This window comes from Bordetella flabilis, assembly GCF_001676725.1.
In the GTDB taxonomy this organism is placed as follows: Bacteria; Pseudomonadota; Gammaproteobacteria; order Burkholderiales; family Burkholderiaceae_B; genus Bordetella_C; species Bordetella_C flabilis.
Window position 1 is genome coordinate 451,186 of the sequence record NZ_CP016172.1, and the last position, 21,507, is coordinate 472,692.

At 60.3% G+C, this 21,507-nt stretch carries 21 protein-coding genes and 1 tRNA gene; 17 read left to right on the forward strand and 5 right to left on the reverse strand.

Annotated features, from left to right (window positions below; translation table 11 throughout):
* The first annotated feature begins 148 nt into the window (after positions 1-148).
* The 14 genes from BAU07_RS02010 to BAU07_RS02075 all read left to right on the forward strand — a co-directional run bounded on the left by BAU07_RS02010 (position 149) and on the right by BAU07_RS02075 (position 12,907).
* A complete protein-coding gene (locus BAU07_RS02010) occupies positions 149-1,111 on the forward strand; it encodes a Bug family tripartite tricarboxylate transporter substrate binding protein (RefSeq protein ID WP_198168859.1) in 963 nt (320 codons plus the stop codon).
* A gap of 220 nt (positions 1,112-1,331) precedes the next feature.
* On the forward strand, positions 1,332-2,867 hold the full coding sequence (locus tag BAU07_RS02015; protein WP_157121930.1) for an LVIVD repeat-containing protein: 1,536 nt from the start codon (positions 1,332-1,334) through the stop codon (positions 2,865-2,867).
* Positions 2,868-3,143: 276 nt separating this feature from the next.
* Positions 3,144-4,574, forward strand: coding sequence for a MocR-like pyridoxine biosynthesis transcription factor PdxR (pdxR, locus tag BAU07_RS02020; RefSeq protein ID WP_066653395.1), 1,431 nt, complete (start codon positions 3,144-3,146; stop codon positions 4,572-4,574).
* Positions 4,575-4,776: 202 nt separating this feature from the next.
* Positions 4,777-5,394: a nitroreductase family protein gene (locus BAU07_RS02025; protein WP_157122461.1), complete on the forward strand. Its 618-nt coding sequence runs from the start codon at positions 4,777-4,779 to the stop codon at positions 5,392-5,394.
* A gap of 113 nt (positions 5,395-5,507) precedes the next feature.
* Positions 5,508-6,140, forward strand: coding sequence for an FMN-dependent NADH-azoreductase (locus tag BAU07_RS02030; protein ID WP_066653404.1), 633 nt, complete (start codon positions 5,508-5,510; stop codon positions 6,138-6,140).
* Between the two features lie 34 nt (positions 6,141-6,174).
* Positions 6,175-6,720: a carboxymuconolactone decarboxylase family protein gene (locus BAU07_RS02035; protein ID WP_066653409.1), complete on the forward strand. Its 546-nt coding sequence runs from the start codon at positions 6,175-6,177 to the stop codon at positions 6,718-6,720.
* A 169-nt stretch (positions 6,721-6,889) separates the two neighbouring features.
* On the forward strand, positions 6,890-7,600 hold the full coding sequence (locus tag BAU07_RS02040) for an SDR family NAD(P)-dependent oxidoreductase (protein WP_066653412.1): 711 nt from the start codon (positions 6,890-6,892) through the stop codon (positions 7,598-7,600).
* A gap of 17 nt (positions 7,601-7,617) precedes the next feature.
* Complete coding sequence (locus BAU07_RS02045) at positions 7,618-8,574, forward strand: AraC family transcriptional regulator (RefSeq protein ID WP_066653415.1); 957 nt, start codon at positions 7,618-7,620, stop codon at positions 8,572-8,574.
* Positions 8,575-8,710: 136 nt separating this feature from the next.
* Positions 8,711-9,403 (forward strand): glutathione S-transferase N-terminal domain-containing protein, encoded by a 693-nt coding sequence (locus BAU07_RS02050; RefSeq protein ID WP_066653416.1) that lies wholly within the window; start codon positions 8,711-8,713, stop codon positions 9,401-9,403.
* A gap of 268 nt (positions 9,404-9,671) precedes the next feature.
* Positions 9,672-10,637, forward strand: a complete 966-nt coding sequence (locus BAU07_RS02055) for an AraC family transcriptional regulator (RefSeq protein ID WP_232338232.1) — start codon at positions 9,672-9,674, stop codon at positions 10,635-10,637.
* Between the two features lie 129 nt (positions 10,638-10,766).
* On the forward strand, positions 10,767-11,273 hold the full coding sequence (locus BAU07_RS02060; RefSeq protein ID WP_066653418.1) for a YkgB family protein: 507 nt from the start codon (positions 10,767-10,769) through the stop codon (positions 11,271-11,273).
* Between the two features lie 48 nt (positions 11,274-11,321).
* Complete coding sequence (locus tag BAU07_RS02065; RefSeq protein WP_232338233.1) at positions 11,322-11,732, forward strand: alcohol dehydrogenase catalytic domain-containing protein; 411 nt, start codon at positions 11,322-11,324, stop codon at positions 11,730-11,732.
* A gap of 42 nt (positions 11,733-11,774) precedes the next feature.
* Positions 11,775-12,089, forward strand: coding sequence for a DUF1153 domain-containing protein (locus tag BAU07_RS02070; protein ID WP_066653421.1), 315 nt, complete (start codon positions 11,775-11,777; stop codon positions 12,087-12,089).
* 5 nt (positions 12,090-12,094) lie between these two features.
* A complete protein-coding gene (locus tag BAU07_RS02075; protein ID WP_157122462.1) occupies positions 12,095-12,907 on the forward strand; it encodes an IS3 family transposase in 813 nt (270 codons plus the stop codon).
* A 235-nt stretch (positions 12,908-13,142) separates the two neighbouring features.
* On the opposite strand, the gene BAU07_RS02080 is transcribed toward BAU07_RS02075, so the two are convergent.
* The 4 genes from BAU07_RS02080 to BAU07_RS02090 form a co-directional block, all read right to left on the reverse strand.
* A complete protein-coding gene (locus BAU07_RS02080) occupies positions 13,143-14,249 on the reverse strand; it encodes a PmeII family type II restriction endonuclease (RefSeq protein ID WP_084025119.1) in 1,107 nt (368 codons plus the stop codon).
* 2 nt (positions 14,250-14,251) lie between these two features.
* The gene (locus BAU07_RS26635; RefSeq protein WP_084025122.1) at positions 14,252-15,634 is read right to left on the reverse strand and encodes a DNA cytosine methyltransferase; all 1,383 of its coding nucleotides are present in this window, start codon (positions 15,632-15,634) and stop codon (positions 14,252-14,254) included.
* Complete coding sequence (locus tag BAU07_RS02085; RefSeq protein ID WP_066653428.1) at positions 15,627-15,833, reverse strand: hypothetical protein; 207 nt, start codon at positions 15,831-15,833, stop codon at positions 15,627-15,629. The genes BAU07_RS26635 and BAU07_RS02085 overlap by 8 nt, the downstream gene beginning before the upstream one ends.
* Positions 15,834-16,129: 296 nt before the next feature.
* Positions 16,130-16,214, reverse strand: a tRNA-Leu gene (locus tag BAU07_RS02090).
* A gap of 218 nt (positions 16,215-16,432) precedes the next feature.
* Here BAU07_RS02090 and htpG point away from each other — a divergent pair.
* The 3 genes from htpG to BAU07_RS02105 all read left to right on the forward strand — a co-directional run bounded on the left by htpG (position 16,433) and on the right by BAU07_RS02105 (position 20,032).
* Positions 16,433-18,340 carry a molecular chaperone HtpG gene (gene htpG, locus BAU07_RS02095; protein WP_066653432.1) on the forward strand — a complete coding sequence of 636 codons (1,908 nt, stop codon included), beginning with the start codon at positions 16,433-16,435 and terminating at the stop codon, positions 18,338-18,340.
* A 166-nt stretch (positions 18,341-18,506) separates the two neighbouring features.
* Positions 18,507-18,767 (forward strand): helix-turn-helix domain-containing protein, encoded by a 261-nt coding sequence (locus tag BAU07_RS02100; protein WP_066653434.1) that lies wholly within the window; start codon positions 18,507-18,509, stop codon positions 18,765-18,767.
* The gene (locus tag BAU07_RS02105; protein ID WP_066653439.1) at positions 18,767-20,032 is read left to right on the forward strand and encodes a type II toxin-antitoxin system HipA family toxin; all 1,266 of its coding nucleotides are present in this window, start codon (positions 18,767-18,769) and stop codon (positions 20,030-20,032) included. The genes BAU07_RS02100 and BAU07_RS02105 overlap by 1 nt, the downstream gene beginning before the upstream one ends.
* A gap of 32 nt (positions 20,033-20,064) precedes the next feature.
* Here BAU07_RS02105 and BAU07_RS02110 read toward each other — a convergent pair whose 3' ends face one another.
* Entirely contained in the window at positions 20,065-21,372 is a 1,308-nt protein-coding gene (locus tag BAU07_RS02110; protein WP_066653441.1) for an MFS transporter, read from the reverse strand.
* Between the last annotated feature and the right edge of the window lie 135 nt (positions 21,373-21,507).

A 21,507-nucleotide genomic window follows, 5' to 3' on the forward strand; every position in this document is an offset into this window, starting at 1 on the left:
CATGCGCAGGGGTTTATACCTAATATTTTCAATTAATGAGAACCGGGCGCGGAAGTAATTGACAGGCGATTGTCGACAACCTAATTTGGTCGGATCGCTGGGGGCAGCGGCACAAGAAGCTGGGATGCATCATGCAAGGAGTCCTGAGATGAAACGGCGAATTCATATCCTGTGCATGGCGCTGATCACTACATGTTTCGCCTCATTCTCACATGCTGAGGATTACCCGAGCCGACCCATCACTATCGAGGTGCCTTATAGCCCCGGGTCGTCGGTCGACATCATGGCTCGGATGATAGGAGAGGGCCTACGGCTTCAGTTCAATCAGCCGGTTATCGTGGAAAACCATGCAGGGGCCAGCGGCCAGATCGGCCTTAGCCGCGTTGCCAAGGCAAAACCTGACGGGTATACCCTGGGGGTCGCTCAGATCACGAATCTGGCGCTCGCGCCCTCTGTGACCGAGAAGATGATGTACGACGCACAGAACGACTTTGTGCCGGTCGCCCAGATCGCGGAGAACTACCTTGCGATCATTTCGAACGTGAAGGGGCCGCTGAAGAACATCAATGATGTCATTAGCTGGGCCAGGAAAGAAAAGCGGGAACTGAAATTGGGCAGCCCCAGCCAGGGTGGCCTGCCTCATATGTCGGTTGCCCTTATTGCGCACGAAAATGGCTTCGACGTACAGAACATATCCTACAAGGATGTCGGCCCGATAGTGACTGACGTCGCCAGTGGCCAGCTGGACCTGGGCGTTTCTTCCTACACGAGCCTTGCGCCGTCCATACAGTCAGGCAGAGTTCATTTGGTGGGCATCACGTCGAAGGATAAGAACCTGCCCGAATTGCCGGCGATCGGTGACAGCCTGGCCGGTTATTCGGTGTCTGGCTGGAATGGTATTGTCGCGCCGGCTGGGACAGATCCGAAGATCATCGAAAAGCTGAACGCAGCCATCAACAAGGTGCTTGGCGAGCCGGAAATACAAGAAAGGCTGCGAACCCTAGGCTTGATACCGACATCAAAATCGCCGCAAGAGTTCGGTGAACTGATCAAGCGCGATACCGATCGCTTCGCAAAACTGGTCAAGGATATTGGTTTCCAGCCGCGCTAGCGCCAGGGCGGCGCTTCACCCACGGGTGACGACTACAGGTGGCCGGCGCAGGTGACTGGCCACGGAAGGGCAGGTGCCAAGTCTCGTGATCCAACGTGTCCATGCGCTTCGGTTGACGACCGCCTGGGCGTGCATTCGGCCGCGCAACACCCGAATTCCGGCGACCACCACGCCTGACTGGCCTTCGGCGCGGACAACCGTAATCGACTGGAGAACTGTAATGGCGCGAAATGACGATGACACTTCACCTTCAAAATCAACGGCCGAAGCAGGCAGGGTCGAAGGCGTTATGCCGGGTGGCGGAACGGTGCCTTTCCGGTTGCCGGCCGGTGCATTGAATTATCTCGACCGTAATCAGTACATCTCCAATATGGAGATCATTGCCTATTATCCGTCGATCAAGCTGAGGATGTTCGGGGATGAACATTCATGCATGTGGGCCAAGGGAAAGCGCCGCCTCATCGCGTTTCAGGGGGGCTGGGTCGATATCACGGACCCCTTGAAGGCGACGGTGATCGACGAAGGGAACCTCGCCACATTCCAAAGCTGCGTATACAACCAGCAGCTGAAAAAGTGGATCCGCATAGTCGCGCACCAGATGCCGCTGACACCCGGCACGCCACAATATCCGCGCGGGAAATATCACGCGGAATACGCGCGAAAGGCCATGGACAATCCCGGCTTCCGAGGCGTCAAGATCTACGATGTGACGAATCCTGAGAAGACCGAGCTGCTGAGCGAGTTCGAAACGGGAAGCACGGGCCACGGCGTCCATCTGCCGTTCTACGACGGCGGCCGATACGCCTATCTCTCCTGTGGTTGGGACGACCAATTGCGCATGGAAAGCACGGAGCGCGTCTACAGCAACGGCTTGATGATCGTGGACATGTCCGATCCGGCCAGGTTGAAGGAAATATCGCGATGGTGGGTTCCGGGTCAGAGGCTGGATGAGGAGGAGCACTACCGGGCAACATATCCGTTTGCCGGAGATCAATGCTCGTGGACCGGCAACCGGACTCCCTGTGTCGTCCCAGTCAGGGTCGAGGATGGCGGTACGGTCGGATACGGTGGATGGGGCCATTTCGGGATGTATGTCCATGACCTGTCCGACATTCGCAATCCCAAGGTTTATGGCCGGGTGACGCATCCGCTCGAAGCTATTGGCGCCATTCCGTACCACCATGTCGTCCCTGTGACGGCCGATCCGGAACGCTACCCGCACCTGCAAAACCTCGTGATCGGGATACCGGAGGCCCTTGAGTCCGATTGTCGTGAGCCGTTTCACACGAGCTATGTCATCGATGTGAAGGACCCGATCCAGCCGCGCATCATCGGTCTCTTCCCGCGTCCGATGCCCCATCCCGATGCGCCCTATAAGGACTTTGCGATGGCGCGAGGGCGATTCAGCTCGCGGGTCATGCAGAACTGGATCGCGCCCGGGAAATCACGTCCGGATGTGGTCGCATTGTCATATCTCAATGCAGGCGTTCGCCTCTTTGACATTTCGGATCCCACAGAGCCAAAAGAGGTCGCGTACTTCGTCCCGCCGCGCGACGGTGAAATCGACGACTACATGAGCTGGCGTCGCGGCACGACAGAAGCCGTTTTCATTGAATGGGATCGGAACCTTATCTGGGTATCGACGCATGCGGGCATCTACTGCCTGTCGGCTCCCTTCCTTGGAAAACCGGCGCTTCAGCCGATGGCCGTTACGCAATGGTCGGTCCCGCATGTAAACGTCGGGTGGGAAGAATAGAGCCCTGCCGCGTGCGATGCAGGCGAAATAGAAGTCGAAAATCCGGACGATTCAGAACAAATCCGAGACCACGGAATACGCGGCCAACGCTACGATCACTACCCTCTATTCGTGGAAGGGAAGAGATAAGGAATGCGTATTCCGGCAGTGATCGGTTCCGTGGCGATCAACGCACTTGTGGTGACAGCGGCGTCCGCCTGCGGCCGGGCCGGCCATGGTCGTGTGCGACCCGTCGGCCGAAGCAACCGATCCGGAGCGCGCCGCTAGGTTGCCGCCGTGAACAAGGCAACCTACGCGCGCGGCGCGGACCTGCACATTCAGCTCGACCGCGGCGCGAAGCTGTCCCTGTCAGAACAAATCCGGGTAAGTATCAGCAGGGCAATAGAGTCCGGCCTGCTCGCCCCCGGTACGCGATTGCCTTCATGGCAGGCGCTTGCCTCGCATCTTGGTGTGGCACGCGGCACGGTCCAAACGGCCTACGAACGGTTATCCGATGCCCAGGTGATCGAGACATTCCGGGCCGGGGGCACGCGCGTGGCCCCCAGGCTTCGCACCGTGGCGGCCCAATGCGAAACGCCGCGGGTCGGCGAGTTCATGAGGGCCTATCAGGAGATGAACGCCGGACCCGCTATCTTTCAGCTCGGCATTCCGGCGTTTGAAGCGCTGCCGGAAAAGCTCTTTGCACGGGCTCGTTCTTCCAACCTGTTGAAGGTCGGCTGTATATCGTCACTTCTCTACCCGGACCCTAGAGGCGAGTTCGAGCTGCGCCGCGAGATCGCGGCTTATCTCGCCATCGCCAGGAACCTCCACTGCTATCCGGAGCAGGTGTTCATCACGTCAGGATACGTTTCTGGTCTAGGCCTTGCACTGCAGGTGCTCGGCCTGTGCGGCAAGAAGGTCTGGATGGAAGAACCCGGCTTCAGGGTCACCCGGAAAGGCCTGGAGCTGGCGCGCTTGAATATCGTGGCGGTACCTGTCGATTCCGAAGGGATCAACGTAGGGTATGGAATCGATAACGCCGGGGACGCCGCGTTAGCCGTTGTGACGCCTGGTCAACAAGCGCCCCTGGGCCGCACGCTGTCTTTGAGGCGACGGCTTCAGTTGCTGGAATGGGCTGTCGCGAGCGAGGCGTGGATTATCGAAGACGACTACCTCAGCGAACTGCAACTCGACGGCAGGGCGACACCGGCGCTGGCCTCCCTGGACGAGGGCAACCGCGTTATCCACATAGGCTCGTTCAGCAAGACCGTCAGTCCGGCGCTGCGACTTGGATTTGTCGTAGCGCCTCCGAAGCTCACCAACGCATTCTCCGAGGTGGTCGCGACACTCGCACCCGCGCCGTCGCCATTGCTTCAGATCGACATGGCCCGGTTCATGCGTGATGGCCACTATATCCGCCGTGTGCGTCGGCTCAAGCGTTTATATCGCGCGCAGCGTGATGCCCTGTGCCAGGAGCTGCAAATGCGCGACGCACAGTGGCTTGGGGCAGGGCTGGCAGTGCTTCTCAAGCTTCCGGAAGGCGCGTCCGACGTCGAGATCGTTCGGGAAGCGATGACCCACGGCATGGCGCCTTCGCCATTGTCGGCGTGGTTCTCGTGTCCATCCTGGACCTCGCCTGGTCTTCTGCTCGGGGTCGCCACGGCGCCGGCATCGCACGTGGCCAAATCCTGCCGTCGATTGTTCGAGATCATCGACCGATATCAATAGCGGAATGGTTTCCGGCTGGGAAAAGTGATCCGGCTTTCCGGGTCACGCACGATTCGTTCCTCGCGGCCGTGCCGGCAATCGCCAGTCACCATTCTTAGTACACACGAAATCGAGCAATCTTGGTTCTTCTATTCGATGCTGCCCCGGTACAGAATTCGCCCCAGTCCTCTCGCCCATAGGAACAAGCATGACCGAAGCGACCATGAGCAATCCCGTCATCAAAACCATCCTGAGCCGCAGCGCCACCAAATACTACGACCGTGCCGCCACGCTGAGCGACGACCAGATCACCGAGTTGGTGCGAATCGGCACGAGCGCGCCGACATCCTTTCACCTGCAGAACTGGCGCTTCATCGCCGTCCGCTCACGTGAAGCCAAGTCCCGGCTCGGCCCGATCGCGTGGAATCAGCCCGCGGTAACCGACGCAGCGGTTACCTTCATCGTCTGTGGGCAACTGGTCGACACCAGCGTAATACCGGCGCGCCTGGCGCCGCTGGTGGAAGCGGGCGTCATGCCGGCGGCGATGGTGCCGGAATGGGAAATCCCGGCGCGCGATCTGTATATGGCGTATCCGCAGCGCCGGCGCGACGAGGCCATACGCACCGCCACCTTCGGGGCGGCGGCGATAATCTACGCGGCGCGTTCGCTGGGGCTGGGCTCGACGCCGATGATCGGTTTCGATGCCGACGCAGTGCATCGCGAGTTCGGACTGGGAGAGGAAGAGGTGCCCGTCATGCTGTTGGCTGTCGGCGCGGAACGTCCGGGAAATTGGGCGCCGAAGCCGCGACTGCCGGTGGCTGATGTATTGGACCTCGTCTAATTATTGGCCAAGCCAGTGAATCGCGGACGCTGCAGCAGCCAGACCTGCTGCTTCGAAGACGGAACACGTGCGTAATGCCGTCCTTGGCTGTGTCAAGCCTCTCGAGCAGGCGCATGAATATTCTTCATATCGACTGCAGTCCGCGACCGGATTCGCACAGTCGCCGGCTGTCAGCGGCAATCGTCGAAAAGCTGCTTGTGATCCTGCCCGATGCAGATGTCAGCCGTCGGGATCTGGGGTATCACCCCATACCCCATATGGGGCCCGACTATGCAGCCGTCCTGGCGTCGCCCGCGTCGCTGGCGGCGGCGGGCCGGTCCAGCAGCGCGCTGGTTCTTGCGGAGCAACTCATCGACGAGGTCGAGAGCGCCGACGTCATCGTCATCGGCACGCCGATGAACAATTTCACGATCCCTTCCGTATTGAAGGCGTGGATCGATCAGATTCTCCGTGTCGGCCGCACGATGAAGTCGACACCGTCCGGCAAGGTGGGGATGCTGCAGGACCGACCCGTGTTTGTCGGGATCGCTTCGGGTGGGATGTTTACCGGCGATCGGGCCAACCAGCCGGACTTCCTCACGCCCTATCTTTCCGCGGCGCTCGGCTGCATCGGCCTTACTTCAGTTCATTACCTGCCTATCGAAGGCACTGCCTTTATCGACCAAGCATGCGCTGCGGAAATCTGCGTTTCGCTTATCGACGAGATTGAACCGGTGATGCTCAGCCTCATGCTGGGTTTCATTTGAGTGCTTGTAAACCAGTAGCTTAAGGAACACTACGATGGCAAGAACCACAGCTCTGAAGCCCGAACAAGTGCCGGCGGATTCCAAGCCGACGCTCGATGGGTTCACCAAGAACATCGGATTTACCCCGAATATGATGGCGACGTTCGCGCAGAGCCCGATCGCGTTCAACGCATGGGCGACGCTGCTCGGCTCGTTGAGCAAGGCGCTCGACGTGAAGACCCGCGACAGCATCGGACTGGCTGTCTCTGAAGTGAACGGCTGCAACTATTGCCTGACGGTGCACAGCTTCACAGCCGAACACATGGCCAAGCTGCCGGCCGATGAAGTCGTCCTGGCGCGCAAGGGCCATGCGACCGATCCGAAGCGCGACGCCGCCCTTCAGTTTGCGCGCAAAGTCATCGAAACCCGCGGTCAAGTCGATGACGCTGATCTGAAGGCTGTCCGTGATGCCGGCTACACGGATGCAAACGTCATGGAGATCGTTGCGCTGGTAGCCATGTATTCCCTGACCAACTTCTTCAATAACGTGTTCGATCCGGAGAAGGACTTCCCGGCGGTTGCGCCGGCAGGCTCGATCTGAACGCCTTCCGCTTGGGGCGCCCCTATACGGCGTAGAAGCGATGCGGACCGATGCCAGCGCAATGCCAAAGCCCGGAGGCACCCAGGAGAGCGTCTTGGGGACGCACCCGGGCTTTTCGTATGGGCCGAAGAGCCGTGCAAAACCGGAAGAATATTTCCAGGAGTGAAGGTTGATCAAACCACAGAAGGTCGTTGTGGTGACCGGTGCATCCCAAGGCATCGGCGCCACGGTCGTAAGGGAATTCCGGAAGCTGGGCTACTGCGTCGTCGCCACCTCGCGGTCAATCAAGCCTTCAGGCGACGCCAACATCCTAAGCATCGCCGGCGACATCGGCGATCCGGCAACCGCCCGGCGCGTCATGTCCGAGGGCGTGGCGCGATTTGGCCGTATCGATACGCTGGTGAACAACGCGGGCATCTACATCGGAAAGCCTTTCACCGAGCATACCGATGAAGACTATGCGGCCGTGATGAATGTGAACATGGCAGGTTTCTATCACATCACGCGACTGGCGATCGCAGAGATGGAGAAACATTCAAGTGGTCACGTGGTCACTGTCACGACGAGCATAGACCAGGTTGCAATCAGTGGGATCCATTCGGCCTTGGCGGCCATGACGAAGGGCGGCCTGAACGCCGCGACGAAATCACTGGCGATCGAGTACGCGAAGAAGGGAATTCGCGTGAACGCCGTCGCGCCGGGGAATATAAAGACGCCGATGCATGCACCTGAACATCACGAGGCACTGGCGGCATTCCAGCCTATCGGACGCATGGGCGAAACAATCGATATTGCCCAGGCGATTCTCTTTCTTGACTCCGCACCGTTCGTCACCGGAGAGATTCTGCACGTCGATGGTGGACAGAGTGCCGGCCGATGAGCGCGTGCTTGTCTTCCATGCCGCAGTTCGACTGGCTGAGCCATCTCCTGCAAATGATCACCGTTACCAGCCAGCCGGAGGCCCGATGTGTCTACGGTGCGCCATGGCGCGTCGGCCGGGATCGGTCCGCGGCGCATGAGATTCCTTACCACGTCGTGCTGAAGGGCCGGGCGACTATTGCGGATCCGGAGACCGGTACGGCCAGAGAGCTGGCGGGCGGCGATATCGTGCTGTTGCCTCACGGGTCTGCGCACGTTCTGCACGATGGCGGCGGACATGCGCCGGGTCGTACCTGCAATCGACAAAGTTCTGAAGGATGGACGATTAGCGAAAATGACGGCCAGGGCGAGCACCTGGACATGCTGTGCGGTCGATTCTTCATAAGGCCGCCGCATGATCGGCTGATTCGTCACTATCTACCGACGGTTCTGGTGGTGCGGTCCATGGACGGCCGTGGTGAAGAAGGTGCCGTGTGCGCCACGAGGCACCTGTCCAGTCTCGTAGGGCTGATGCGCACTGAGCTCGCCGGCGACAAGCCGGGCCGATACGCCATTCTCAATGCGCTTACATCGGCGCTGTTCACACTGGCACTGCGCGCGGCAAGCGAATCCGACCGAGCGCCCGCGGGCTTGCTGGCCCTTGCCGGCCATCCGCGACTGGGCCCGGCCATTTCGGCCATGTTCTCGAATCCGGCGCACCCCTGGAGCCTCCCTGAACTGGCCGACTTGTGCAGCATGTCGCGCGCCACCTTTATGCGGCACTTTCAACAAAAGCTCGGGCATTCGGCCAACGAACTGCTGACCGATATCCGGATGAGCCTGGCCGCGAACGAGCTGAAGAGGCCGGCGGTGACCACCGAGGTCGTTGCCGACTCAGTGGGGTATCGATCCGTGGCGGCTTTTCGACGCGTGTTCACCGACAGGATGGGTATGACGCCAGGGAAATGGCGGCGCCTCGCGCGCGACGGCGAGTAATACGTGGTTTAGGTGTGCGGATCGCCCTGTTGTTTGATTCTTGTTGGCATTCTATTGAGCTGATCCAGTCTCGATATCGGCATCGAGTCCGTCTAAAGCTCGTTCCGTACAAGCCTGGAAGGCTAGGAGTAAAACAATGACAGTCGATCATCCAATTTTCACGCGTTGGCCGATTCAATATCCTGATCGGTTGCAACTCTATTCCGCGCCGACGCCCAACGGAGTGAAGGTCGGAATCATGCTCGAGGAGACGGAGCTGGCCTATGAGCCACACCGCGTCGACATCATGGCGAACGAGAACCACGATCCGGCCTTCCTCGCGCTGAACCCCAATGGAAAAATCCCGGCTATCTACGATCCGCACGGGCCGAGGGGTCGGCCACTGGCGCTGTTCGAATCGGGAGCGATCCTGATCTATCTCGCCGACAAGACCGGGCAACTCCTTTCCACCGATCCCGGCACGCGATATGAAACGATACAGTGGCTGATGTGGCAGATGGGCGGTGTCGGGCCGATGTTCGGCCAGGTCGGCTTCTTCAATAAATTCGCTGGCAAGGCCTATGAGGACAAGCGTCCGTTGCAACGCTACGCGGCCGAATCAGCGCGGCTGCTGGGTGTGCTCGACGCACGCCTCGCCGACCGAGACTGGGTGATGGGTGCGGACTACAGCATCGCAGACATTTCGCTGCTCGGCTGGGTGCGCAACCTGATCGGCTTTTACGAAGCACGCGAGCTCGTCGGCTTCGACCGCTTTCGTCAGGTGCGGATATGGCTCGATCGTGGCCTGGCGCGTCCGGCTGTGCAGCGCGGCCTGGTGGTAACCGCCTAGCCGCTGTCGTCAGCGTAGTTACGTCTGTCGGGAAAAGGAGTTTAATCGGGCCGTTAAGGCCGCGTCGGCGATACGGGCGGTTCGCAGCCACGCTCATACTGCACGAAGCAGGACACGTGTCTGCGCAATCGCTATCGAAAATGTTCCCCCTGCCGCATCGACTTGATTGCGACCGTTGAAACAACGCGAGGAGAATGGCTCCAACTTCGATGGGGGTTCTATGAACGAGGATGGGTCGCCTGAACATCGAGTCATGCCAATAACGCGGATGTCCGCCGCCGATCTCGACGGCCTGCTATCCACGCTGACCGTGGATTTTGTGCGGCTGACCGAATGCCTGGTAAGTCCCGGTTGGCGCATAAACCTGGGAGGTACATCCGCACCCGGCATACATTACAACCTGTCCGGGCGGGGACGCATGGTGCTGGAGGGACATCCGGCCATCGAGCTTTCACCTCACACGCTTGTCATCACGCCGCCGAATCAGTATTTCCATATCGCGGTGCCGCCGGAGGATCCTGAAAGCGGGGTGTATCAGGAGGTGGAGGGCCGCTGGAAGCCATTCCCGCCGGGTGCGATCCGGCGCTTTGTCGCCGGCGAAGACGGCCCGCACCTGATGTTGATCTGCGGCTATTTCCAGGCGTCCTATGGCGCGACCGTGAATTTGTTCTCGACGTTGCAAGCCCCTATCGTCGAACAGTTCGATAGCACGCACCACATTGACCGCACACTGCGCTTGGCCCTTCAGGAGCTCATCGACCAGGAAGTGGGTACGGGTGCCATGACGACGACCCTGCTCAAGGTAGTGTTGATCGCGTTGCTAAGACGCTCATTGACCTCCATCGATCTATGGGTGGAGCGCTTCTCGCTATTGGGAGACGTCAATATCGCCCGCGCCTTCTCCCATATGGCGGCGCATCCCGGCGCGCCGCACTCCGCCAACAGCCTCGCCCGCATCGCTTGCTTGAGCAGATCGTCTTTTATGGCGCGGTTCACGCAAGTTATCGGCATGCCCCCGATGACCGTCCTCAGAAGGCTGCGCATGCGCCAAGCCGCGTCGATGCTGATCACCGACGAACTATCGGTCGATAGGATCGCGCGCTCGGTCGGATACAGCAGCCGAAGCAGTTTTCTGAAGGCATTCCATGATGTCTACGGCATTCAACCTTCCGACTATCGGGCTCAGTGCCGGTCCGGGAGCGCGCCCGGGATACGCACGTCCGTCAGTGGATGAAGCTCCGGTCTTGCTGGTTTGATCCTTTCTGGCAGTTTGTTGAGCAAAGCTAGTCTCGAAATCGGTATCGGGCGGGCCTAGAGTAGACGCTTTCTATCGCCAACGAACAACCCGAACGGAACCCCTGGAATGACAACTCCTGCAAATCACTTTCGTCCACAAGTCGCTGAAAAGAGCGTGGGTTCGCTTTCTCACCTGGCTTTGCTCAGATGGGCTTTGGTCGTCATTTTTCTTTGGTTCGGCGGGATGAAGTTCACCGCCTACGAAGCCGGCGGCATCGCTCCGTTCATCGTCAACAGCCCTTTCATGGGCTGGTTGAATGCCTTGTTCGGCGTTCAAGGGGCAAGCTACGTTATAGGCGTACTTGAATTGTCCACCGCCGCGGCTCTGATTCTCGGCGCGTTCCGGCCTTTCTTCTCGGCATTGGGCGCGGCGATGTCGGCTGCGACCTATGCGATCACACTCACCTTTTTCTTGACCACTCCGGGCGTAGCCGAGGCAACGGCGGGGGGATTTCCGGCCATTTCAGCCATGCCCGGCCAGTTCCTCCTGAAAGACCTTGTTCTCCTGGCTGCCTCGCTTTCGCTTCTCCTGGCATCTATACAAAGCCAGCGCCTCAACGTGCCAAAGCCGTGAGTGACCGTGGCCCGGCCCATCCGGGCCGGCTCAATGGAGGAAATTTCCATGAAGGCAATCATAGTGACGACCCAGGCCGCGGGTACGGCCGGGATGAAACTGGCCGAGCGGCCCCGGCCGCAGGCAGCAATAAACGATGTCGTCGTTCAGGTCTATGCGTCCGGGTTCACCGGGGATGAGCTGACGTGGCCACCGACCTGGACCGATCGGCTCGAGCGCGACCGAACCCCGTCGATCCCCGGGCATGAGCTGGCTGGAGTGGTCACTGCCCTTGGATATGGCACGACGGGCCTGTCCGTCGGGCAGCGGGTCTTCGGCCTCTCGGATTGGTATCGCGACGGTACCCTCGCCGAATACGTCGCCGTCGAGGCGCGTAATCTCGCGCCGCTGCCGGGTGATGTCGATTTCACAGTGGCCGCGAGCGTGGCGATGTCGGGACTGACGGCGTGGCTGCATTGACCCAGTGAAAACCTGCTCACGTCATAATTGAGGAAGTTGACGATGAGCACGAAGATGGAAGACGACAGCAAGCGTTGGACCGCCAAGCGCAAGAGCGCCCTGGTGCTGGACATTATTCAGGGTAAAACGACGGTTGCCGAAGCCAGCAGGACGTACGATCTGTCGCCCTCGGAGATCGAGCAATGGGTCGATGACGGCAAGCGCGGCATGGAAAACGCCCTGAGGGCCAATCCGCAGGATGTCCGAGAGCAATACGAGCGTCAGCTGAAGGATCTTCAAGAAGCGTACGGCGAGGCGATGTTGGAGCTGCGTGCCAGAAAAAAATTGCAGTCCCTGCTGGGCGAGGACGAGAAGTGATCGAGATGATCCGCCAGGGACTACAAGCCGACGGCATTACCGTCTCGATCGCCAAGCTGTGCCGCTGGTTCGAGGTGCCGCGCCGCACGGTGTACTACAAGCCGGTTAAGTCGGCGCCGAAGATCGATCCCAAATTCGCTGCGCCGATCAAGGCGATGATCGAGGAGTCGCCGTCGTTTGGCTACCGGACGGTTGCGCACCTATTAGGGTTCAACAAGAACACCGTACAACGTGTGTTCCAGTTAATGGGCTGGCAGGTCCGCAAGCGGCCGATCGGCTTCAGGCCACGCATCCAGGCCCTGCCATCGGTGGCGACAATGCCCAACGAGCGCTGGTCCACGGATTTGTGCCGAGTGTGGGCCGGTCGGGACGGCTGGGCGACGCTCGCACTGGTGATCGATTGCCATACGCGCGAGTTACTTGGCTGGCATCTGTCGCGAAGTGGCAAGGCATGCACCGCGGGCAGCGCCCTGGAACATGCCCTGATCGCCCGCTTCGGAACGCTAGGTCGCGTGCCGACGCCGTTCTTGCTCCGATCGGACAACGGACTGGTCTTCACCTCGCGCTGCTACACCGCGCTCGTACGCAGCTACGGCTTGCGCCAGGAGTTCATCACGCCGCATTGCCCTCAGCAGAACGGTATGGTCGAACGGGTAATCCGCACGCTCAAGGAGCAATGTGTACATCGCCACCGCTTTGAGACCATCCAGCACGCCAGCCGTGTGATTGGTGACTGGATACGCTTTTACAACCATCGGCGCCCGCACCAAGCGCTTGGAATGAAGACACCGGCTGAGGCGTTTGCATTAGCCGCTTAACCTGAGCAGGTTTCGCTGGGTCAATACACGGCTTCCGCGACCATGAACAACAACGCCCGCGCGAGGCGGGCGTTGTTGTAAGCACTAGCTGAGCTGATGTCGTGAAGGGTGTCGTGTCTTGGGCTTCGGGTAATTCGACTTCCGGCGTAGACTGCCACGCCTACAGCAAAGCAACCAGCGATACACCCGGCATAACATAGAAACCGTCAGCTCTTTCCCTACTTCCAGGAAGCCATCAAATTCCTTCGTCGTAGAAGGCCGTTATAGCCGTGGCGAACCAGAATAGCTGACCTTCAGAGAAGTCATCTCTGACCCACGCGGGTAGGCTTTGCCGAGGGAACATTAACTTAGAAAGAGCTAGGGCAAGCTGTTGCAACTTGAGGTTAATCCGAGTCTCGATGTCCGCATTCTCGACGCCTCGTCCTAGTGCTTTGGCCAGAGCAAGCAAAACCTCTAAGAAAACAAAGTTCGCAGCTGGGCGATTGTCTGGTTTGCCAATGAAAGACCAAAAATCCATGCCGATGCACCGATAAACACGAACGGACCGAGTTTCCGAGTCGATTAAAACTCCCGGCTCGTTCGCTCGGTCGGCTTCTTCGAAGCCGTTCTGCAAGAGCTTGACAAGAATCTGGTTCTCTTTGTTGTTTGTTGTCCGGTCTGTTCCATATGTCAAACCTAGAACAACATCAATGCCAGTGACCTCCGGATATGTAACCCTTGTCTGTTGCACCCAAGCGCGATAATTGTCAATGATGGCTCGGGTCATACCCTGAACTTGCGTGTCATTGATTGTGTTGGGGCCGCTTTTTATCGACGTAAGATATCGGCGGTTGCCCACAACTACGGATTTATCAATCTCGCGCCACACGGAATTGAGTCGCTGCTGCGCCTTTTCCTCTCGACTGAGTCCCTCGAGAGCGGCAAACTCTGCGCGCTTCTCCGGCGCCTCAATCCATTTGTTAACTGAGCCTATTGGGTACTGGCTAACAAAGGCCGCCTCAATCTGTTTGCCAAATGACGTCTCCAACGCCATATATAACTTGCTATTGAATAGGAAAGCCCCGAAGGCTTGTGGGTCATCTAATCTCATGACGCTTGCGGACGTCATTAGCACATACGGGTTCGTACGGTAGTCCGACAGGCCATCTCGACGTTCAAATGCAGCTGGTAAGTTCGTGCCGATGTATGCCGCAAGCGCATCGGCGAGGCAGTCTACTCGTTCCTCGGTTACCGCCCCGAAGAGCCTAACAATTTCTTCCGGATTGAAATGATGCGTCCGTGACTTAAGAAACCCGGAGAGTGTGTTTGGGACTGCATTTCTTCTTCTTGTCGCTGTTGCCATTTTTACCCTATTGTGCTTACTTTTCGTAGAGTCTGCGGTGCTTCATAGGTTGCCGACGCATTGGCCTCTCCGTCTTCCCAAACATAAGTCTTACCGCCTTTGAACCACTGGCGAGTGCGGACATGCGATTGTACGTAGACTACTCTGTACTCTTGTGGTTTGGTTGCGCTTGCGACCCAATTTCGCTCGGCAAGGGCATCCAATTCCTTTGCAATAACGTTTCCGGCTACTGTTCCAAGGCGCACCGGCACCGCATTGCCGACCTGCGCGTATTGCTGACTAGCGGTTCCTTTGAAAACCCAGTCTGTGGGAAATTCTTGAATATGTGCATACTCCTTCAGCGAAAGGGCGCGCACTTCTGTTGGATGGCAAAGCGCAGTGCTAGCGTGGTTCGGCATTGTGACAAGCGTGGGACATGGAAGGTCATAGCTCAGTCGGCGCCACCAGCCAGACCTGCCGCCCTTCGCATGCCACGCGGACCCCATTGACTCCTGCTGGAGTTCTACCGGCAGGCTGCGCCAATTCGAACCCTGAGGAATCCGGGCTAGAAAGGACTTCTTGCGCGGGCTAAAGTCCATAATCACCTCGCCCGGGTCACTTATTCTACCGATGGCATCCCGGAGCGTACTCCATGGCTTAAGTGAGCCAGCTTCTTCAAGAAGGGATGTCTGAGCGGGAATCGAGTGATTGGGGCCGTGTGTTGGGTCGGGGAAATCAACAACGACGTTGTAGCGATTCCCGATGAATAGTGCGCGCTCGCGCAGTTGAGGCGCGCCGTAGTTGACGGCATTTACCTCGAAGCAATCCATGTGATAGCCGAAGCCCCCAACACTGGCCAAATTCTGCATGTCTTCGGCAAACAGCCGAACAACGGAGCCCGGCAGTTCATCCGATGCAAGCGGTGGTCCGCCGCGTTCGGGGCGCTCTGCAATTGGCCGATGTTTTAGTGCGGCAGATAGCAGCCCCCTCACGTTCTCCATCAGAAAGAACTTTGGCTGCATGTACTCCACAAAACGGAGGTATTGCCACAAGAGCGTACCGCGTGGGTCCTGCGTGGCCATTCTGCGCCCTGCCGTACTGAATGCTTGGCAGGGCGGTCCCCCAACCAGTACGTCCAACTCCCCTGGTTTGAGCCCGCAGGCAGACAGAACTTCGGCGGGGTCGAGGTCAGAGATGTCGCCCTCGAACACCTTTAGGTCGGCAGGGAGCCGCCCCTCTGAGCGATTCGCACGAATCGTTTCGCAAAACGATGGCACTTTCTCGACGCATGCTAGTAACTGGAATCGACCGGTAAGGTCGAGCCCGATGTCGAGTCCCATGGCTCCGGAAAACAGCGAGATTACGTTGTATTTCTTGGGTGCCTCTGCACCCTTGCGCTTATTCATTGGACTCCTTCGGAGCGTGATGGTCGCCGGACGGGAAAAGGCCTCCTTGTAGGCCTCCCATCCGATGGCGTGCATAGATGCGCATGAATTCGCGGAGCACTTCCGATGCGCGCCGATTCTCCGACAGGCAGGCAGATTGGAACTCGTCCCTGAGTTCTTTTTCAACACGAATACGAATGCCCACTTCTTTGGTCGTCATTTGTCGAGTTTACCGCATTGGATACACACTTGTGTATCCACTCCGGTGCGCTGAGTGGACGGACGGGGCGCATCGCCGTTAGAAACCCATCAGCGATAGAGGGCACCAGTGCCAGTTTGGCTGGAGGCTCGCTCGTACTTACGGGGGAAGGTTCGATGAGGCGACAGGTATAAAGTCTCGAGACCTGCTTACGGAAAAATTGCGGAAAACTGCCGTGGCGCAGTTCGCACGCCGCATCACAGTTGATGAGCGTTGCCTTGCTGAAAACTCCCAATAATTCAAGGAATTGAGAGTTTTGGTGCCCGGGGCCGGAATCGAACCGGCACGCCTTGCGGCGGGGGATTTTGAGTCCCCTGCGTCTACCAATTTCACCACCCGGGCAGGTCGTGCGCAGGCGCCTGGTGGCGCTGCGTGGCGGAAAGCTCGCAATTATAGCCCACTTGAAAACCCGGCTCCTGGCCCCATACTGAGCTCGCCACGCCAACACGCGGGCGAGCCGGCTGCGTCGCCTCGCCGTGTGGGGTGCAGGCCGACCGGCGTGCCGGTCGCCCGCCCTGGCGTTCACCTTCCGACCAACCAGACACGAAGATTTCGACACCATGAGCGAAACCGCATCCCAATCCGCATCGGAGACCCTGGGCTTCCAGGCAGAGGTCAAGCAGTTGCTGCACCTCATGATCCACTCCCTGTACAGCAACAAGGAAATTTTCCTGCGCGAGCTGGTTTCGAACGCTTCCGACGCCTGCGACAAGCTGCGCTTCGAGGCGATCGATAGCCCCGCGCTGATGGAAGGCGATGCCGAACTGGGCATCCGGGTGGATTACGACAAGGCGGCCCGCACCATCACGATTTCCGACAACGGCATTGGCCTGTCCCGGGAAGAGGCGGTGTCCAACTTGGGCACGATCGCCCGTTCCGGCACCCGGGAGTTCTTTTCCAAGTTGACCGGCGACAAGCAGAAAGATGCCCAGCTGATCGGCCAGTTCGGCGTGGGGTTCTATTCGTCGTTCATCGTCGCTGACAAAGTCACGGTCGTCAGCCGCCGCGCGGGCGCCCCGGCCGACCAGGCGATCCGCTGGGAATCGGACGGACAGGGCGAGTTCACGATTGCCCAGACCGAGAAGGCCGGCCGCGGCACGGATGTGACGCTGCATCTGCGCGCCGACGAGGACGACCTGCTCAGCGGCTGGAAGCTGCGCGAGATCCTGCGGCGCTACTCCGACCATATCTCCCTGCCTATCCGCATGGCGAAGGAAGAGTGGGACGCGGAGAAGGGCGAGCAGGTCAAGAAGGACGAGCTGGAGACGGTGAACCAGGCCAACGCGCTGTGGACGCGGGCCAAGGGGGATATCACCGACGAGCAGTATCGCGAGTTCTACAAGCATGTGGCGCACGACTACGACGATCCGCTGGCGTGGACGCACAATCGCGTGGAAGGCCGCAGCGAGTACACGCAGTTGCTGTATGTGCCCAAGCATGCGCCGATGGACCTGTGGGACCGCGATGCGCGGCGCGGCGTGAAGCTGTACGTCAAGCGCGTGTTCATCATGGATGATGCGGAACAGTTGCTGCCGACGTACCTGCGCTTCGTGCGGGGGGTGATCGATTCGGCCGATCTGCCGCTGAATGTCTCCCGCGAGATCCTGCAGGAAAGCCGCGATGTCCGCGCCATCCGCGAGGGGTCGGCCAAACGGATCCTGTCGCTGCTGGAGGACCTGGCCGAGAACCGCAAGGACGATTACGCGCTGTTCTGGGACGAGTTCGGCACGGTGCTGAAGGAAGGCACGGGCGAGGATGCCGCCAACCTGGAACGCATCGCCAAGCTGCTTCGCTTCGCGTCCACGCACAACGAGGATGGCGCGCAGACGGTGTCTTTCGCCGACTATGTGTCCCGGATGAAGGAAGGGCAGGACAAGATCTACTACGTGACGGCCGATAGCTATGCCGCCGCGAAGAACAGCCCGCACCTGGAGATCTTCCGCAAGAAGGGCATCGAGGTGCTGCTGCTGTCCGACCGCGTCGATGAATGGATGTTGTCCTATCTGCGCGAGTTCGACGGCAAGTCGCTGGTTTCCGTGGCCAAGGGCGGCCTGGATCTGGACGCGCTGGCGGACGAGGAAGAAAAGAAGCGCCAGGCCGATGTGCAGGAATCCTTCAAGCCGCTGGTGGAACGCCTGAAGACCACGCTCGGCGACAAGGTGGCGGACGTGCGCGTGACCTTGCGGCTGGTCGATTCGCCCGCCTGCATCGTGGTCGGCCAGAACGAACTCAGCCCGAACCTGCTGCGCATGCTGAAGGCGGCGGGACAGGAAGCGCCCAACGTGAAGCCCACGCTGGAGATCAATCCGGAACATGCCCTGGTGGCGCGCGTGCGTGACGCCGCCGATGCGGACTTCGGCGACTGGGCGCAACTGCTGCTGGACCAGGCGATGTTGGCCGAAGGTGCCCAGTTGGCCGATCCCGCCTCCTTCGTGAAGCGGATGAACGCGCTATTGCTCAAAGCCTGATGCGGCGGGGTGGGGTACCGCCCCTTTAATCCCGTCTTACCGAGCGGTAACTTGGCGTCGAATTCCGCCGAGGATCGACATTGGAGTTACCGCTCGGTAATTTTCTTCTCGACATACCCGGCATGGCCGCATAAAATTACCGTTCGGTAATAAACGCGGAGCGACCATGTCCGACGATACCCCGGCTACCCCGCCGCTTTCCGGCACCCCCGTTCGTACGGCCCAGCAGTTGGGCGAACTGGTGCGCCAGACGCGCCGCGACCAGGCCTTGATGCAGGCCGATCTGGCTGGGCTGGGCAATACGGGCAACCGCTTCGTGGTGGACCTGGAGCGCGGCAAGCCCACCCTGCAATTGCAGAAAGTGCTGGATATGCTGGACTTGCTGGGGCTTGAAGTCGTCGTACGCCGCAAGCGTGGGAGCTTCTGATGTCCACGGCGGATGTCCTGGATGTCTACGACGGTGGACGGCTGGTCGGACGCCTGTTCGACGAACGTCCGCTGCGGTTTCGCTACGATCCCTCCTGGCTGAAGCTGCCCGGCGCCGCGCCGTTGAGCGCGCACCTGCCCCTGCAATCCGAAGACCACGCGGACGATCGAGTCGTCGCCTATTTCGAGAACCTGCTCCCGGAAGGCAATATCCGGCGCTTTCTGTCGGTGAGCCGTCACGCGACCACGGTGTTCGGCCTGCTGCGCAGTGTGGGGGGCGACACCGCCGGCGGCCTGACGCTGATGCCGCAGGGAGAAAAGCCCGCCCCGCCGCGCTATCGCCCGACGACATGGGCCGAAATCGCGGCGCAACTGCGAGAGGGGTCGGTGCCGGCCTTCGCGGCGGAAACCGAAGGCGCGCGGATCTCGCTCGCCGGGGCCCAGGACAAGCTGCTCATCATGGTGGGCGCTGACGGAAATCCGGCCATCCCGGAAGGGGCAGCGCCCTCCAGCCATATCCTCAAGCCGGACATCCGTGGTTTGCCGGGCGTATGGGCCTCCGCCTTGAACGAAACCGTGGTGATGCAGTTGGCGGCTCGCCTGGAACTGGGGGTAGCCCAAGCCGTCTACCAGCCGGATACGCGCGCCTGCCTGATCCGCAGGTATGACCGCCTGGACGATGGCACGGGTGGCCTGCTGCGCCTGCACCAGCTGGATTTATGTCAATTGGCCGGCAAGCCTTCGGACGTCAAGTACGAAGCCGACGGCGGCCCATCGCTGGCGCTATGCCGGGAATTGCTGCGGCGCTCGGGCCTGCAAGCCGGCGACCTGCGCCGGTTCCTGGCGTGGATATTCTTCAACCTGTACGTGGGCAACAACGACAGCCATGCGAAGAACCTGTCGATCCTGCAGGCGCCGGACGGTTCTCACCGCCTGGCGCCTTTTTACGACTTGATGTGCACGGCGATGTACACCGGGCTGTCGCGCCGGTTCGCGTTCTCTATCGGCGGCGAGATGGCGCCCGGCCGCATTACCGCGGACCACTTGTCCGCCATGGCTGGCGAACTCGGTTTCGCGCCACGCTATGTGATGCAGGTCGGCAAGGATGTGGCAGCGCGCCTGCCGGCGGCATTGGAAGAAGTCACGAACGCACTGCGCGAACAACTGAACCCAGGGACCGAGCCCGCGCTCCTGCAACGCCTGGCGCAGTGGATACGCGGCAATACACGCAGGCACGCGGCGAGATGGTGGGGCAAGGCGGCCTGAGCGGCGCACTGCCCCGTGCCTTGTCCGGCGCCTTATTCCTCGATCCGCTCCACCTTGCCTACCAGCAGGATGTACGACAGCGCGCCCAGCAGGGCCAGCGAGGCCACATAGACGATGGCGGGAGCGAAGTTGTCCTGCGACACCAGAAAGCCGATCACGATGGGCGTGCAGATCGATGACAAATTGCCGATGAAGTTGAAGACGCCTCCGGTAAGCCCCAGCAGCCGCACGGGCGCCAGCGTAGAGACCAGAGACCAGGTGATCGACGCCAGGCCGTTGCCGAAGAACGCCAGCGCCAGGAAGAAGATCACCCAACCGGTCGAGTCGGTGTAGTTGGCGCCGATCATGGACGTGGAGATGAGCAGGCCCAGGATGATGGGCAGCTTGCGCGCCACGCCCAGTGTCGCGCCGCGCCGTATCAGCCAGTCCGACAACACGCCGGAGCACAGTACGCCGACGAAAGCGGCCAGGAAGGGCACCGAGGCCAGGAAGCCCGACTTGATGAAGTCCATGCCGCGATACTTCACCAGGTAAGTCGGGAACCAGGTCAGGAAGAACCACAGCGTGGAGGTCAGGCAGAACTGGCCCAGGTACACCCCCCACAGCTTGCGGCGCGACATGACCAGGCCCAGGTCGGCCCACGCGAACGGCGTTTTCTTCTCCGTGACCCGGCGCTCCAGGTCGACCACGCCGCCGCCCTGGCGGATCAGTTCGATCTCGGCCTCGTTGGCGCCGCGGAACTGGCGCGGTTCGCGGTAGATCATGAACCACAGCACGCCCCACACAATGCCGATCAGGCCGGTGCTGACGAAGACCATGTGCCAGCCGTAGTGGTGTTGCAGCCAGGCCAGCACGGGCGTGAGGAAGGCGAGCCCGACAAACTGGCCGGACGTATAGAAGCCGATCGCCGTGGCGCGCTCGCGTTCGGGGAACCAGGTCGTGACGACGCGGTTGTTGATGGGGTAGGCCGGCGCTTCGAGCGCACCCACGGCCAGGCGCAGGACGAACAGGGTGACGAAGCTGCCGGCGAAGCCCATGAACAGCGTCGCGGCCGACCACAGGATCAGGGCGATGGCATAGAGAAAACGCGGCGCGACGCGGTCGACCAGCCAGCCGCCCGGTATCTGCATCGCGGCGTAGGTCCAGCCGAAGGCCGACAGGATCAAGCCTTCGTGCACGGTGTCCAGGCCGAACTCGTCCTTCAGGGCAGGCGCGGCGATGGAGAGATTGCTGCGGTCCAGGTAATTGATCACGACGGTGATGAACAGCATCACCATGATCAGGTAGCGGCTGCGCGTGGCATGTGCGCCGGGCACGGCGCCGATGTGTGCGGTGGGCACGGTCTGTCTCCTGTGCAGTCTCCAGGCGCGCAGGCGGATCGTCGTGGGGTCGATCGCGGCGCGGTGGGCTGCGCTGTGTTCGGGGAAATCGTCGCAAGAACCTCGAGTGGCAGGGCTGCCGGGGCTTATGCAGGA